This window comes from Pseudomonas sp. Z4-7 (assembly GCF_051131965.1).
GTDB lineage: Bacteria > Pseudomonadota > Gammaproteobacteria > Pseudomonadales > Pseudomonadaceae > Aquipseudomonas.
On record NZ_CP071642.1, the window covers coordinates 1,011,471 to 1,025,546 of the forward strand.

The 14,076-nt window shown below is 59.7% G+C and carries 16 protein-coding genes; 7 read left to right on the forward strand and 9 right to left on the reverse strand.

The window, feature by feature from the left end:
* Positions 1 to 197 precede the first annotated feature (197 nt).
* From J3P91_RS04325 to J3P91_RS04350, 6 genes are all read right to left on the reverse strand, one after another.
* A complete protein-coding gene (locus J3P91_RS04325; RefSeq protein ID WP_434602841.1) occupies positions 198 to 536 on the reverse strand; it encodes a HopJ type III effector protein in 339 nt (112 codons plus the stop codon).
* Positions 529 to 825: a DUF1244 domain-containing protein gene (locus J3P91_RS04330; protein WP_434602842.1), complete on the reverse strand. Its 297-nt coding sequence runs from the start codon at positions 823 to 825 to the stop codon at positions 529 to 531. Before J3P91_RS04330 ends, J3P91_RS04325 begins: the two co-directional genes overlap by 8 nt.
* A gap of 97 nt (positions 826 to 922) precedes the next feature.
* Entirely contained in the window at positions 923 to 1,303 is a 381-nt protein-coding gene (gene folX, locus J3P91_RS04335; RefSeq protein ID WP_434602843.1) for a dihydroneopterin triphosphate 2'-epimerase, read from the reverse strand.
* Positions 1,304 to 1,861, reverse strand: a complete 558-nt coding sequence (gene folE / locus J3P91_RS04340; protein WP_434569779.1) for a GTP cyclohydrolase I FolE — start codon at positions 1,859 to 1,861, stop codon at positions 1,304 to 1,306.
* Between the two features lie 20 nt (positions 1,862 to 1,881).
* Positions 1,882 to 2,586 carry a dihydromonapterin reductase gene (folM, locus tag J3P91_RS04345; protein WP_434569778.1) on the reverse strand — a complete coding sequence of 235 codons (705 nt, stop codon included), beginning with the start codon at positions 2,584 to 2,586 and terminating at the stop codon, positions 1,882 to 1,884.
* A 217-nt stretch (positions 2,587 to 2,803) separates the two neighbouring features.
* Entirely contained in the window at positions 2,804 to 3,364 is a 561-nt protein-coding gene (locus tag J3P91_RS04350) for an antibiotic biosynthesis monooxygenase (RefSeq protein ID WP_434569777.1), read from the reverse strand.
* A gap of 219 nt (positions 3,365 to 3,583) precedes the next feature.
* On the opposite strand from J3P91_RS04350, the gene J3P91_RS04355 reads away from it, so the two are divergent.
* Positions 3,584 to 4,543, forward strand: coding sequence for a MerR family transcriptional regulator (locus tag J3P91_RS04355; RefSeq protein ID WP_434602844.1), 960 nt, complete (start codon positions 3,584 to 3,586; stop codon positions 4,541 to 4,543).
* A 53-nt stretch (positions 4,544 to 4,596) separates the two neighbouring features.
* Here J3P91_RS04355 and J3P91_RS04360 read toward each other — a convergent pair whose 3' ends face one another.
* On the reverse strand, positions 4,597 to 5,202 hold the full coding sequence (locus tag J3P91_RS04360; protein ID WP_305496748.1) for a hypothetical protein: 606 nt from the start codon (positions 5,200 to 5,202) through the stop codon (positions 4,597 to 4,599).
* 52 nt (positions 5,203 to 5,254) lie between these two features.
* Positions 5,255 to 5,731: a PAS domain-containing protein gene (locus tag J3P91_RS04365; RefSeq protein ID WP_434602845.1), complete on the reverse strand. Its 477-nt coding sequence runs from the start codon at positions 5,729 to 5,731 to the stop codon at positions 5,255 to 5,257.
* A 155-nt stretch (positions 5,732 to 5,886) separates the two neighbouring features.
* On the opposite strand from J3P91_RS04365, the gene J3P91_RS04370 reads away from it, so the two are divergent.
* From J3P91_RS04370 to J3P91_RS04385, 4 genes are all read left to right on the forward strand, one after another.
* Positions 5,887 to 6,342, forward strand: coding sequence for a flavodoxin (locus J3P91_RS04370; protein WP_434602846.1), 456 nt, complete (start codon positions 5,887 to 5,889; stop codon positions 6,340 to 6,342).
* 166 nt (positions 6,343 to 6,508) lie between these two features.
* The gene (locus J3P91_RS04375; protein ID WP_434569773.1) at positions 6,509 to 7,291 is read left to right on the forward strand and encodes a class II aldolase/adducin family protein; all 783 of its coding nucleotides are present in this window, start codon (positions 6,509 to 6,511) and stop codon (positions 7,289 to 7,291) included.
* Positions 7,291 to 8,193 carry an alpha/beta fold hydrolase gene (locus tag J3P91_RS04380; RefSeq protein ID WP_434602847.1) on the forward strand — a complete coding sequence of 301 codons (903 nt, stop codon included), beginning with the start codon at positions 7,291 to 7,293 and terminating at the stop codon, positions 8,191 to 8,193. Before J3P91_RS04375 ends, J3P91_RS04380 begins: the two co-directional genes overlap by 1 nt.
* A 126-nt stretch (positions 8,194 to 8,319) precedes the next feature.
* Positions 8,320 to 9,231 (forward strand): SDR family oxidoreductase, encoded by a 912-nt coding sequence (locus J3P91_RS04385; RefSeq protein ID WP_434569771.1) that lies wholly within the window; start codon positions 8,320 to 8,322, stop codon positions 9,229 to 9,231.
* A 42-nt stretch (positions 9,232 to 9,273) separates the two neighbouring features.
* On the opposite strand, the gene J3P91_RS04390 is transcribed toward J3P91_RS04385, so the two are convergent.
* Positions 9,274 to 10,038, reverse strand: a complete 765-nt coding sequence (locus J3P91_RS04390) for an N-acetylmuramoyl-L-alanine amidase (protein ID WP_434602848.1) — start codon at positions 10,036 to 10,038, stop codon at positions 9,274 to 9,276.
* A gap of 645 nt (positions 10,039 to 10,683) precedes the next feature.
* Here J3P91_RS04390 and J3P91_RS04395 point away from each other — a divergent pair.
* Positions 10,684 to 12,477, forward strand: coding sequence for a DUF1302 domain-containing protein (locus tag J3P91_RS04395; protein WP_434602849.1), 1,794 nt, complete (start codon positions 10,684 to 10,686; stop codon positions 12,475 to 12,477).
* Positions 12,478 to 12,499: 22 nt separating this feature from the next.
* Positions 12,500 to 13,867, forward strand: a complete 1,368-nt coding sequence (locus J3P91_RS04400) for a DUF1329 domain-containing protein (RefSeq protein WP_305496735.1) — start codon at positions 12,500 to 12,502, stop codon at positions 13,865 to 13,867.
* The last annotated feature ends 209 nt before the right edge of the window (positions 13,868 to 14,076 follow it).

Sequence of the window (14,076 nt, forward strand, 5' to 3'; positions counted from 1 at the left end):
AAGTCGGGATGTGGATAGTGCGAAGCTTGCCAGAACCGCTTTTGTGGCGAGGGAGCTTGCTCCCGCTGGACTGCGAAGCAGTCCCAAATCGGCAAGTGCGGTGTATCAGTTGCAGCGGGGCGGGGCCAGGGGGCTACTTCGTAGCCCAGCGGGAGCAAGCTCCCTCGCCACGAGAGCTGTTTTCCAGAGTCTTTGAATCAGCGCCGTTGCAGCGGCTGCGCCTCGAACTTCACGCCGGCGAGACCATGTACCATCAACGCGCGGATATTGCCGTGATCGCTGCCCTCGGGCGTGGCCAGCACCGAACGGTAATGCTCGCCAAACGCCAGCAGTGCTTCTTCATCGCTCAAACCTTCAAGCAACGCCAGGCCCAGGGTCTTGCACGAACCTTCGTTCTGCCCGGCGGCGTTCTCGACGCCACCGTTGTTGAAAGCCTGGGGCTGGTAGTCGTAGCCATCGGCGACAAAGGCCAGGGTATCGGCGAAAACATGTTCGCCACTCTTGAGGCTGGCGCGGAAGGTGTTCAGCTCAGGCATCGGGAGTTCCTTTCGCGAACGCCGCTTGCTGTTCGGCGCTGGCTTCTTTCTGGTATTGAGCTTTCCATTCGGCATAGGGCATGCCGTAGACGACTTCGCGGGCATCGTCGAGGCTGACCTCGATCTGACGCTCGTCGGCGGCAGCCTTGTACCACTTCGACAGGCAGTTGCGGCAGAAACCGGCGAGGTTCATCAGGTCGATGTTCTGCACATCCTTGCGGCTGTCCAGATGGGCAACCAGCCGGCGGAAGGCGGCGGCTTCGAGTTCGAGGCGTTGTTGATCGTTCATGAGGATCTCTGCGAGACAGCTTCAAGGGGCAAGCTTCAAGCTGCAAGTGGGTTTGCGATGTTCAGGCTTGAAGCTTACAGCTTGAAGCTTTTGGCTGCTACGAAGTAGCCCTGCTTGCCGCGAGCGTAATCGATACGGACTCGGCGAAGCGCAAGGCGTGGGGCTTGTCGACTTCGACTTCGGCGTACAGCACTGAATCGTTGGCCATGACCAGGTCGAGCAGTTCCTGGGTGAGGCGTTCGAGCAGGGCGAAGCGGTTGCCTTCCACGTGGGCGATGATCGCCTTGGTGATGGTGCGGTAGTTCAGCGCGTGGTCGATGTCATTGTCGCGCACTGCCTCTTGGGCTGCGTAGAGGATGGTCAGGTTGATCAACACATCCTGCTTGTTGAGGATCTCGTCCTCGTTGATGCCAATGAACGTACGCAGGCGCAGGTCCTTGACCTTGATGCGCGCCATGGCGGGCTGAAGTTGTGGCATTTATTGGCTCCGTCGAATCAATTGCAGGAACTCCTGGCGCGTGGTGCTGGACTCGCGAAAGGCGCCGAGCATCACCGAGGTGTTCATCGTCGAGTTCTGTTTTTCGACACCGCGCATCATCATGCACATGTGCTGGGCTTCTATCACCACCGCAACGCCGGCGGCCTGGGTGACCTGCTGCACCGCGTCAGCGATTTGCCGGGTGAGGTTTTCCTGGATCTGCAGGCGACGGGCGAACATATCCACCAGCCGGGCGATCTTCGACAGCCCCAGGACCTTGCCCGTAGGAATATAAGCCACATGGGCCTTGCCGATGAAGGGCAGCAGGTGATGTTCGCACAATGAATAGAGTTCGATGTCGGCAACGATCACCATTTCATCGCTGTCGGAGGCGAACAGGGCGCCGTTGACGATCTGTTCGATGCTCTGTTCATAGCCATGGCAAAGGTACTGCATGGCCTTCGCGGCCCGCACCGGTGTATCAAGCAGGCCTTCGCGTTCCGGGTCTTCGCCCAGGCCGATCAGGATCTCGCGGTAATGCTCGGGCGACAGGGCCATTGCGCTTCCTCGGTACAGGATTATTTGATGTGCCGCCCACCGTTGACGGTCAGGGTCGTGCCGGTGACGTAGGGGTTGTCCAGCAGATAACGCAGGCTCTGGTAGATCACTTCACTGCCCGGCTCGAAACCCAGCGCGGATTTGGCCAGGGCCTTGGCCCGATAGGCTGCATCGTCGTCGGGATTGAACAGTAGCAGGGCCGGGGCGATACCGTTGACCTTGATGGCGGGTGCGTATTTCGCCGCGAAAGAAAGCGTGAGGCTTTCCAGGCCAGCCTTGGTGGCGCAATAGGCGATGTGCTTGCTGCTGCCCTTGCGCGTCACGTCATCACTGATGTGCACGATATCCGCCGGCACCGAGCGCCGCAGCAGCTCGGCGCACTGCAGGTTGATCAGGTAAGGCGCGAGCATGTGCACGCCAAACATCGCGCCGAAGGCGGCCGCCTCATCGCCTGGGGTTTCGGCCAGCCAGGCCGAGGCGTTATGCACAATGGCGCGTAGCTGGTCGGTGTGCTGCTTGAGTTGTTCGATGAAGGCGAGGATTCCCGCTTCACTGGAAAAATCGGCAAACAGCATCGTGGCCCCTGAGTCCCGTAGCGTCTGCACGCCCGGGCGTTCGGTGCGATAGGTGGCGATGACCGGTTGCCCGTCTTCCAGCAACCGACGGGCGCAGTGCAGGCCGACACGCTGGGCTGCGCCGGTGATGAGGATCGGAGCGGTAGGCATGGAGCGGCTCGGTTTGCGGCGGAAGCAAAACTATAACAGTGCCGGATGCCGTGTACCTATTGGCAACCGATCCAGTGAATGCATTGCCAATTTCACCGTGGGAGCGAGCCTGCTCGCGAAGGCGTTGGTCCAGCTCGATTCAATTTGGCTGGCACGCCGCTTTCGCGAGCAGGCTCGCTCCCACAGGGACACCTCTTGAAGCTGACGGCATGCTGTATCAATGATTCTGCGTCGCCGGCACTGGTCGTTGTGGTGCGCCAGCGAGCCAGTTCGCCAGCAAGTGGGTCGATAACGGGATAAACAGATAAACCATCAACGGCGTCAGGATGAGCGTGCTGATCAGCACCCGGCTCAACATGCCCAGTTCACCCAGTAATGGCCCCAGCAGGAAATTGAACAACAACGAAACCGGAAAAAACGCCAGCCAGATAGCCACCGCCTGTTTCCAGCGCGGCGGGCGCTGGTTGACGGCGCCGAACCAACCGTCGATGCCCCGCACTCGATGTTCGGAGGGATGGGCAAACAGCTCGCTGCCGCGTCCCAGCCAAGCCGTGCGCGAGGCCGAATGTTCCCATGCATGCAGGGTCTGCTCATCGGCGAAACGGAAGATGATCTGGAATTCGTCGTCTTCGGGCGGCGGCGCAAGTACGCCTGAGCCCAGGTAGCCGGGGAAGTCGGTCGCCAGTTGCTCGCCTTCGCGCAACCAGGCGATCAGGTCCTGATAGCGGCCATTGGCGACGCGGCGGGCAACCATCAACGTGACGGGTGAGGCAGACATTTTGTATCTCCATGTTACGGTTGCGGCACTCCGGGTAGGAGATTCGCTTGAAGAACGGCCCCAGGGTAAGGGGCGGCGTTCGATGCCTGAAGGCAAGCAAGGATTATTCCTTGTAGCGCAAAAAACAACAAATTCGAATATGGTTCGCCATCTCCCTTGTAAAGACATCCCCGGTGAGGAGTAAACTGGGTTCCAATTGGAGCCGGGTAAGCCTTCGGAATGAGCGTGATCATCGAAGAGAACCTTGCGTTTCAGGCCGCCATGGCTTTGAAAAGCGAGGAGTTGTTTCCCATCCGCGAAGTGGCGCGGGTGACTGGCGTGAATCCGGTGACCTTGCGCGCGTGGGAGCGGCGCTACGGCCTCATCCAGCCCACACGCACCGAAAGCGGGCACCGCCTGTATTCATTGAGCGATATCGAAAAGGTTCGCAGCATTCTCGGCTGGATCGAACGCGGGGTAGCGGTGAGCAAGGTGGGAAAGATTCTCGCCAGGACCGAGTCGGTGCAGCCAGCCTCCAGGTTCATTTCGCCCGATCTGGTGCGCGCCGATTACGCCCAGTGGCAACAGCTCGTGGCTGAAGCAGTCGGCAACTTTGACGATGTGGAGCTGGATCGGGTCTATGGACAGATTTTTTCCAGCTATACGGCACCGATCGTCTTCCAGGACATCCTTATGCCGCTCTGGCGAGCATTGCTCCAACGCCAGCATGAGTTCGGGCAGACCAGTGAGTGGCTGTTTTTAGACGGTTTCTTGCGCTCGCGTGTCTTGCAACGACTCTTGCTGAAGCGCGACACTTCGGCGCGCCGGGTCTTGGTCAGCGCCATAGCCGGCCAATGCCGGGAATTGGAGTTGCTGGTCACGACGCTGTTCATCTCCAGGGCCGAGGTGGGTGTCAGGGTCATGACTGTCGGCCAACCCTTTGACGAATTGACCCTGATTTGCCAGAAGATCAAGCCTTTGGCGCTCGTGCTGGTTTCCAATCATGCGCCGGCCGCGGAGCTGCCCAAGCGGCTGAACAGGCTGGCGATGAGCCTCGATTGCCCGGTCATGCTCGCCGGCGATGCATCAGACCTGGCGCAGGAAAGCCTGGCGGGCTCTTCAATTGCCTGCCTGGGAAATGAAGGCATGCTGATGCGCCAGCGCTTGCGTCAATTTCTGGCGGGCAACCTGGACACTTGAATGGCTTGCTAGGCTTTGTACGAAAAGTCGCGCAGGCACTTTTCGTACAAAGCCTAGAGGTGCATCGCCGGATGGGTCAGACGATGTTGCTGGAGGATGTACTGACGCAGGCGCTCGGTTTCGTCCTGGTCATGCTGATTCAGATGGTAGGCATACAGGCCCTGATCGGTTTCCCGTTCGAACGTACCGCGAAGCGAAATTCTCTCGTAGCCTGAAGGGCTGAACCACAACGCGAACTGTTTTGGCGGTTTGGTGCGGTTGCGAATTTCCAGCAGAACGCCCTTGCAAGAGACCTCGTGTACCCATAAAGGACCTGGCTGACCCTTGGCATTTTCCAGCGCAACCGGTGCCTCGAGCGTCAGGCGCCATGGACGCACCTTAGGTCCGTCCTCATAGATACTCGGCACACCCAGGCGCAGGTGCATGGCATGGAATTCGTCTTCCACCAGATGCAACGGAAAGGTCATCTGCTGGTTTTCGAAATTGGCTTGTAACGTGACCTGCTCGTTTGCCGCCAGGCGCGTCAAAAGATCACGGATCTGCGACCCACCGTTTACCAGCAAGCTCGACGTGACATCCCGCTCGTTCAACTGCGGGCTGTGCTGCATGGTCCGGATGAAATCCAGCTCATCCTGGGTAAGAAGGGCGTCGCGCTGCATACGGTGCTCGAAAAATATGTGCGAGTTCACGGGTGATTGTAGTGACTGACCATTAATTCGCCGTTTTGTTTGCGCCGTTCGTCGCATCCAGGCGCGCAATCGTCTCCCGTGCTTCAGCCAACTCCTTTTCGAGCTGGGCGATTCGCTGTTGAGCCTTCATCTGGATTGTCACGTCCTTCTGCACACCGACGAAATAAGTGTGCCCGTCAGCCTGGTTTTTCACGGTCGACAACGACAGCTCATTCCAGAACGGCGTGCCGTCCTTGCGATAGTTGCGAAGGACCTGTCGGCATGATCCGCCTTGCTTCAAGGCCATGCGGATATGCGCCAGGGCCGGTTGATCGCGATCGCCGGACTGCAGGAAACGGCAGTCCTGGTAGAGGATCTCGTCGCGGCTGTAGCCGGTCAGCCGTTCAAACGCCGGGTTTACATAAATCAGGATATTGTCTTCGTCGCCTTCCTTTTCGGCGATGACGATCCCGTCGTTCGAAGCGCTGATCACCAATTGCATCAAGTGAGCATTAATCATGAAGCCTCCAGCAATGGTCATCCCTGCGTGCGCTGCATTCTAGAAGAACCCTGGGAGATGTCCACTTGCCATTATCGGTTGTTGAGAATCAATCCCGGCATCACTGTTCAGCCTGCTACCATTGCGGCTCTTTATTCCGCTTCAGGATCAGATTGATGAAAGTCGCCATCCTTTCCGGCTCCGTATACGGCACCGCCGAAGAAGTCGCCCGGCATGCCGCCAAATTGCTTGATGACGCCGGTTTCCAGACATTCCACAATCCGCGGGCAACCCTGGCGGATATCCAGGCGTTTGGCCCGCAGGCGTTGCTGGCCATAACGTCCACTACCGGCATGGGCGAGCTGCCGGACAACCTGATGCCATTGTATGCGACGATTCGCGACCAATTGCCCGCGTCGTTTCGCGGCCTGCCCGGTGCGGTGATCGGCCTCGGGGATGCCAGCTATGGCGATACGTTCTGCGGTGGTGGCGAGCAGATGCGCGAATTGTTCGCCGAGCTGGGCGTGCACGAGGTGCTGGCCATGTTACGCCTGGACGCCAGTGAGAGTGTGACGCCGGAAAGCGATGCCGAGCCCTGGCTGGGCGAATTGATCGCTGCATTGCGCCATTGATGGAGGAGCGGCCGGCACTGATCGCGGATGTTCGCCTGATGACCCGCTCGGTCAGTAAGCTGGCTGCCAATGCAACTACCGGCCCTGGCGGAGCTGACTAGACTGGTTTTCTGTTCATGGAGGTTGGATACGCCTCCACCATAACAAGAAGCCAGAGGTCATAACCGTGAGCGTGACGCCCATTCAATCGACACCCGGCATCAAGGACCAGGTCAGCGCCGCGGAATGGCAAACCCGCGTCGATCTTGCCGCCTGTTACAGGCTGGTCGCGCTGCACGGCTGGGACGACCTGATCTTTACCCATATCTCCGCCAAGGTCCCCGGCACCGAAGATTTCCTGATCAACCCGTTCGGGTTGATGTTCCATGAAATCACCGCGTCGAGCCTGGTCAAGGTCGACCAGGCCGGCAACAAGCTGATGCCCAGCCCCTATGAGATAAACCCGGCGGGTTACACCATTCACAGTGCGGTGCACGAGGTGCGGCACGATGTGATGTGTGTGTTGCACACCCACACGGCCGCCGGTGTCGCGGTATCGGCGCAAAAACAGGGCGTGCTGCCGATCAGCCAGCAATCGCTGTTCGTGCTGTCGAGCCTGGCGTATCACCCTTACGAAGGGGTCGCCCTCAATCCTGAAGAGAAGGCCCGCCTGCAAGCGGACCTGGGCGACAGTAATTTCCTGATGCTTCACAACCACGGCCTGCTGACCTGTGGCGGCACCATCGCCGATACCTTCCTGATGATGTTCATTTTCCAGCGAGCCTGTGACATCCAGGTTCTGGCGCAGACCGGCGGCGCCGAGTTGATCGCCATCGAGCCTCAGGTGCTGGCCGGTGCCCGGGCGATGGTTGCCGGGGTGACCCGAAGCGCCCAAGGCATGGGGGGCGCGCTGGCCTGGCCGGCATTGCTGCGCAAACTCGATCAGCAAGATCCGGGTTATAAAAGCTGATGCCCATGGTCCAGATTCCGCTGCGTATCTGGCGCCAGCGCGGACAGACCTTCATGTTTCGGGGTCACGCTATCCGCTATTGGGTGGCGGGCCACGGCGAGCCTCTGCTGTTGATCCACGGGTTCCCGACCGCCAGTTGGGACTGGCATTACCTGTGGCAGCCGCTGGCACAGCGTTACCGGGTGATCGCCTGCGACATGCTCGGTTTCGGTGACTCCGATAAACCCGTGGATCACGCCTATAGCCTGTTGGAGCAGGCCGATCTGCAGCAAGCGTTGCTGACGCATTTGAATGTGACGCAGGGAGTTCATGTGCTGGCCCACGATTATGGCGACAGCGTGGCCCAGGAGTTGATTGCCCGGCACAGCGAGGCGCGCGCCGACGTCGCCAGTTGTGTCTTTCTCAATGGAGGACTGTTCCCCGAGACCCATCGTCCGGTGCTGATGCAAAAGTTGCTGCTCAGCCCCTTGGGGTGGCTGATAGGCCGGGCCTTCTCCAGGGACGGGCTGGTGAAGAGTTTCCAACGGATTTTCGGCCCCAGGACCTGCCCGACCGAAAGCGAGATGGATGATTACTGGAGCCTCGTCGAAACCCATCACGGGCCCCGGATCATGCACAAACTCATCGCCTATATTCCCGAACGACGGGTGCAACGCGACCGCTGGGTGCAGGCGATGCAGCGCGACGAAGTGCCGTTGCGGGTCATCGACGGGGCAATTGATCCGATTTCCGGTGCGCACATGGTGGCGCATTACCGAGCCTTGATTCCGAACGCCGACACGGTGCTGTTGCCTGATATTGGCCACTATCCACACACCGAGGCACCTGTTCAGGTACTCAAGCATTACCTGGCATTTCGCGAAATCATCGCGGCGCCGATCAGGCAAATGGCCTGTTCATGACCGATTGCCTGGCATCATCCCCTCACCTTATCGCCCACCATTCACTCTGAGCCCAGTTGATTGTGGCCTGCCGACTTGTGCCGGACACTCGTGCCAATGTCCTATTGGCCTGCTGGAGTTCTGCCCATGAGTGAATCTGTGCGCTTCGAAGATAAAGTCGTGATCGTCACGGGAGCCGGCGGCGGCCTTGGCCGCGCTCATGCGCTGCTGTTTGCCCGGCAGGGCGCACGCGTGCTGGTGAACGATCTCGGCGGCTCAGCGCAGGGGGAAGGCGCCAACGCCTCGGCAGCGGATCGGGTGGTGGCTGAAATCCGTGCCGCCGGTGGTATTGCCGAAGCCAATCATGACTCGGTCACTGACGGCGACAAGCTTGTGCAAAACGCCCTCGACGCGTTCGGCAGGGTGGATGTGGTCGTCAATAATGCCGGTATCCTGCGCGACAAGACCTTCCATAAGATGGACGATGCCGACTGGGACCTGGTTTACCGTGTCCATGTCGAAGGTGCCTATAAAGTCACCCGCGCCGCCTGGCCGCACCTGCGCGAGCAGAACTACGGACGAGTGATCTTCACCGCCTCCACGTCCGGCATCTATGGCAACTTCGGCCAGTCCAACTACGGCATGGCCAAGCTTGGCCTGTACGGCCTCACTCGCACCCTGGCTATCGAAGGTCGCAAGAACAACATCCTCGTCAACGCCATCGCCCCCACCGGCGGCACCCGTATGACCGAAGGCCTGATCCCGCCGCAGGTATTCGAACAACTCAAACCTGAACTCGTCAGCCCGCTGGTCGTGTACCTGGCCAGCGAAGCCTGCCAGGAAACTTCCGGATTGTTCGAAGTAGGCGGCGGCTGGATGGGCAAGGTGCGCTGGGAGCGCAGCCTCGGTGCCGGCTTTGATCCGCGCGAGGGGTTTTCACCCGAGGACGTCGCCGCTCACTGGCAGCAGATTTGCGACTTCGAAAACGCAGTCCACCCGAACGACAACCTGGAAGCTTTGAAAGAGATGATGGCGAACCTGCAGCGTCACGCCATTTGAGTCGGGTCCCTGGGCACGTTGTCGCCAAGCGCGGCACCGCGCTCAGGGGAAGTACTTCTGCACCAGGGCCGCGAGATTCGCAGCGGTCTCCATGTCCATCACACCGTCATGTTTCGCCGGGCGAAAATGCAGCTGGAAGGCGCGGACCAGGCGTTGGAACCCGGTACTTGTTGACGCAGCCGAGGTGTCATAACCGTATCGTTTGAACCACCCGATCAGTTGTTCGCGAGGGGGAATTCCATCGGCTTGGTATGCCTGTATAAAAGTTTCTTGCGTGGCGTCATCAAACCAGGCGCCAATACCCTTGAGATACAACGCATGCCACGGAAACATCGGGCCAGGATCACTCTTGCGCCCGGCGGCGATATCCGAGTGCCCCACCACGTTTACCGGACTGATTTCCGGATAGCGTTTGAGGATATCCGTTGCCAGGTATTCGATCGCCTCGATTTGCTGGGGCGCATAAGGCGGAAAGGTAAATTGCCCTTGGTTGTCCGTCGCCAGGTTGACGATTTCGACGCCGAGCGAAGTGTCGTTCAGGTTGCTGCGATTACCCCAACTGCTCACCCCGGCATGCCAGGCCCGCTGGCGCTCGTCCACCAGATTGAAAATCTGCGGCTCCTCGAAGCCCGCCTTCAAATAGGTAGGGTCGGCAAAATCCGGGATGAGGTAATGAGCACTCACGGACGGGCCGGTCAAAGCGTTTATCGAAGAGGCGAAGTTGCCCGCGGTGTAATGGAAAACTAGAAAGCGAACGCGACTGTTGTAGCCTTTTTTTGAACGATGGGTTGTGTTGTTTATTAGCATTATCAAATAACTCACTGGTTAATAATCGAAGCGAAGCGCTGCGATTGAATTTCAGCGTAACAGTGGATATTTGAGGCGTACGTAGTTGGCTTCTGGCTTTGTTGTAGGAAGAGACGGCAAAAAATAGTGTCGTTAAAGTTTCATCGGTAAATATTGCTCAAGTTATGTAGGAAACAAGAAAGTCCCCCCGCGGAAATAACCCGGAAATAAAAAAGGCCGCTGCAAAACGCAGCGGCCTAAACGTGACGTTGTAAAGGAGCTACAAATCAACGTCAGTGGACACGGGGACGATGGATTGATGCGCAATCCATCCGAATGACGGTGCGCCAGGCGCGAGGGACGCCTGGCGGCTTGCGCTTGCAGGCCCGTTGTCCTGCAAGCCCGGCCAGCATAGGGATTGGACGTTTTCGGAAACAGCCCGGATCCCGACATGCACTGTTGCAGTGCATGCAACAGTGCAAAAGCAGCGATGAAAATGCACGCCGTTGATAACCTCTCATCCAGTCCATTCATGCACCACGCAAAGGCCCGGCCCGCAAGGGCTGTCATCCCTTGGAGGTACATCGCGAATACCCCCTTGGTGCGCTTATCGCCCATGACGTGGGGCAGTAGGGTGGAGGCTCTGTCACTCACCGGGGAAGACGCATGACAACAATAACAATGCGCGCCATCTTCAAGCCGCAGGCGCTGGCCGTCGCGGTGGCCTTGGGTTGCTGTGCCCAGGCGCAGGCCGTTTCATTCAACATTGGCGAAATCGAGGGGCAGTTCGACTCCTCGCTGTCGGTTGGCGCGAGCTGGGGCATGCGCGATGCCGACAAGGATCTGGTCGGCACCGTCAATGGCGGTACGGGCCAGTCTTCCACCGGTGACGACGGCCGATTGAATTTCAGGAAAGGCGAGACCTTCTCGAAAATCTTCAAGGGCCTCCACGACCTCGAACTCAAGTACGGCGACACCGGCGTGTTTGTCCGTGGCAAGTATTGGTACGACTTCGAGCTCAAGGACGAAAACCGCGAGTTCAAGGACATCAGCGACAGTAACCGCAAGGAGGGCGCCAAGTCGTCGGGGGCGCAGATCCTCGATGCCTTCGTCTATCACAATTATTCCATCGCCGATCTGCCGGGCACGGTACGCGCCGGCAAGCAGGTGGTCAGTTGGGGCGAAAGTACCTTCATCGGCAACTCCATCAACAGCATCAACCCGGTGGACGTGTCCGCGTTCCGTCGCCCGGGTGCGGAGATCAAGGAAGGCCTGATCCCGGTCAACATGCTGTTCGCCTCCCAGGGCTTGACCGACAAGCTCACCGTCGAAGGTTTCTACCAACTGGAGTGGGACCAGACGGTTGTGGACAACTGCGGCACTTTCTTCGGCAACGATGTGGTCGCCGACGGTTGCACCGACGGCTATACCGTAGGCAGCCCGGCGATTGCGCCGTTCGTGCCGTTGACCACCGCGTTCGGCCAGGGCATCCAGGTGACCAGCGAAGGCGTGGTCATTCCCCGTGGCGGTGACCGCGATGCGCGGGACTCCGGCCAGTGGGGCACGGCGTTGCGCTGGCTCGGCGATGACACCGAGTACGGCCTGTACTTCATGAATTACCACAGCCGCACGCCGACCGTTGGCACCACTACGGCGGGGCTCTCTACGCTGGCTGCGCTGCCGCGGATGGTCGCGACTGCAAACGCCATCGCCCCTGGCAGCGGCGCGGGCCTGGCGCAAAGCGTGATGTTGGGGCGCGGTGGGTATTACCTCGAATACCCTGAAGACATCCGCCTGTACGGCGCCAGTTTCTCCACCACGTTGCCGACTGGCACGGCGTGGACCGGCGAAATCAGTTACCGCCCCAATGCACCGGTACAGGTCAATACCAACGACCTGACCCTGGCCTTGGTGAACCCGATCGCCGGAGGCGCCGCGTCACCGATCGCCACTTCGCCGGGCGCGGACAACACTGGTTACCGCCGCAAGGAAGTGACCCAGGTCCAGAGCACCCTGACGCACTTCTTCGACCAGGTGCTGGGCGCCGATCGCCTGACCGTGGTCGGTGAGGCCGCGGTCGTCCATGTCGGCGGCCTCGAATCGAAGGACGAGCTGCGTTATGGACGCGATTCGGTCTACGGCCAGTACGGCTTCAACGGCGACACCGACGGTTTTGTCACCTCGACCTCCTGGGGTTATCGCGCCCGGGCGATTCTCGACTATTCCAACGTTATCGGCGGGGTGAACTTCAAGCCCAACCTGTCCTGGTCCCATGACGTGGCCGGCTATGGGCCCAACGGTCTGTTCAACGAAGGCGCCAAGGCGGTCAGCGTGGGCGTCGATGCCGATTACCGCAACACGTACACCGCCAGCCTGAGCTACACCGATTTCTTCGGCGGCGATTACAACGTTCTCGAAGACCGCGACTTCCTCGCGCTGAGCTTCGGCGTGAACTTCTGATCTGGCTGACAAGGAAAACCCAATGCGCAAGATGATCCTGCAATGCGGTGCCCTGGCCCTGAGCCTGCTGGCCGCGAACGTAATGGCGGCGGTCTCGCCGGAGGAAGCGAACAAACTGGGCACCAGCCTCACCCCGCTGGGCGCGGAAAAGGCTGGCAACGCCGATGGCTCGATCCCGGCCTGGACCGGCGGTATCCCGAAGAACGCCGGTGCCGTGGACAGCAAAGGCTTCCTCGCCGACCCGTTCGCCAGTGAAAAACCGCTGTTCACCATCACCGCCGCGACCGTGGACAAGTACAAGGACAAACTCTCCGAAGGCCAGGTCGCGATGTTCAAGCGCTACCCGGAAACCTACCGGATCCCGGTCTACCCGACCCACCGCAGCGTTGGCCTGCCGCCGGAGATCTATGAGGCGGCCAAACGTAGCGCACTGAACGTGAACGCCATCAACGACGGCAACGGCCTGGCCAACTTCACCGGCAACCGCTACTACGCGTTCCCGATTCCCAAGACCGGCGTGGAGGTGCTGTGGAACCACATCACCCGCTACCACGGCGGCAACCTGCGGCGCGTCATCACCCAGGCCACACCGCAGACCAACGGCAGCTTCACGCCGATCCGCTTCGAAGAAGAGATCGCCGTGCCGTTCCTGATCAAGGACGCCGATCCGGAAAAAGCCAGCAACGTACTGACTTATTTCAAGCAAGAGGTGACGGCCCCGGCGCGTCTGGCCGGTAACGTGTTGCTGGTGCATGAAACGCTCGACCAGGTGACGGAGCCGCGTCTGGCATGGATCTACAACGCCGGCCAGCGTCGCGTGCGTCGTGCCCCACAAGTCGCCTATGACGGCCCGGGCACCGCTGCCGACGGCTTGCGTACTTCCGACAACTTCGACCTGTTTTCCGGCGCCCCGGATCGCTACGACTGGAAGCTGGTAGGCAAGAAGGAAATGTACATCCCGTACAACAGCTACAAACTCGATTCACCGAGCCTCAAATACGATGACGTGATCAAGGCCGGGCACATCAACCAGGACCTGACGCGTTACGAGTTGCACCGGGTCTGGGAAGTAGTGGGTACGGTCAAGCCCAGCGAGCGGCACATCTACGCCAAGCGCCACATGTATATCGATGAGGACAGCTGGCAAGCGGCACTGGTGGACCACTATGACGGGCGCGGCCAGTTGTGGCGCGTGGCCGAAGGGCATGCCCAGTTCTATTACGACCATCAGAACCCGGGCTACACACTCGAAGCGCTCTACGACATCATCGCTGGCCGCTACATTGCCCTGGGGATGAAAAACGAAGAGAAGCACGCCTACGTCTATGGGTTCGAGGCTCGGGCAGCCGACTACACGCCGGCAGCGTTGCGGTCGAGCGGGGTTCGCTAGATCGTCTTGGCAGAATACCCGTGGCGAGGGAGCTTGCTCCCGCTGGGCCGCGAAGCGGCCCCAAAGCCCTCCAGACCCTGAGCAAAACCAATGACCGACAGCTGAGCTGCCGGTCATTTTTTTATGAGCAGCAATCAGCGCGCTGAATATTTCTCCTAAGGTGCTCGACACAGGTCTAGGGTGATGGAACAACAATAAAAGGGACCTTG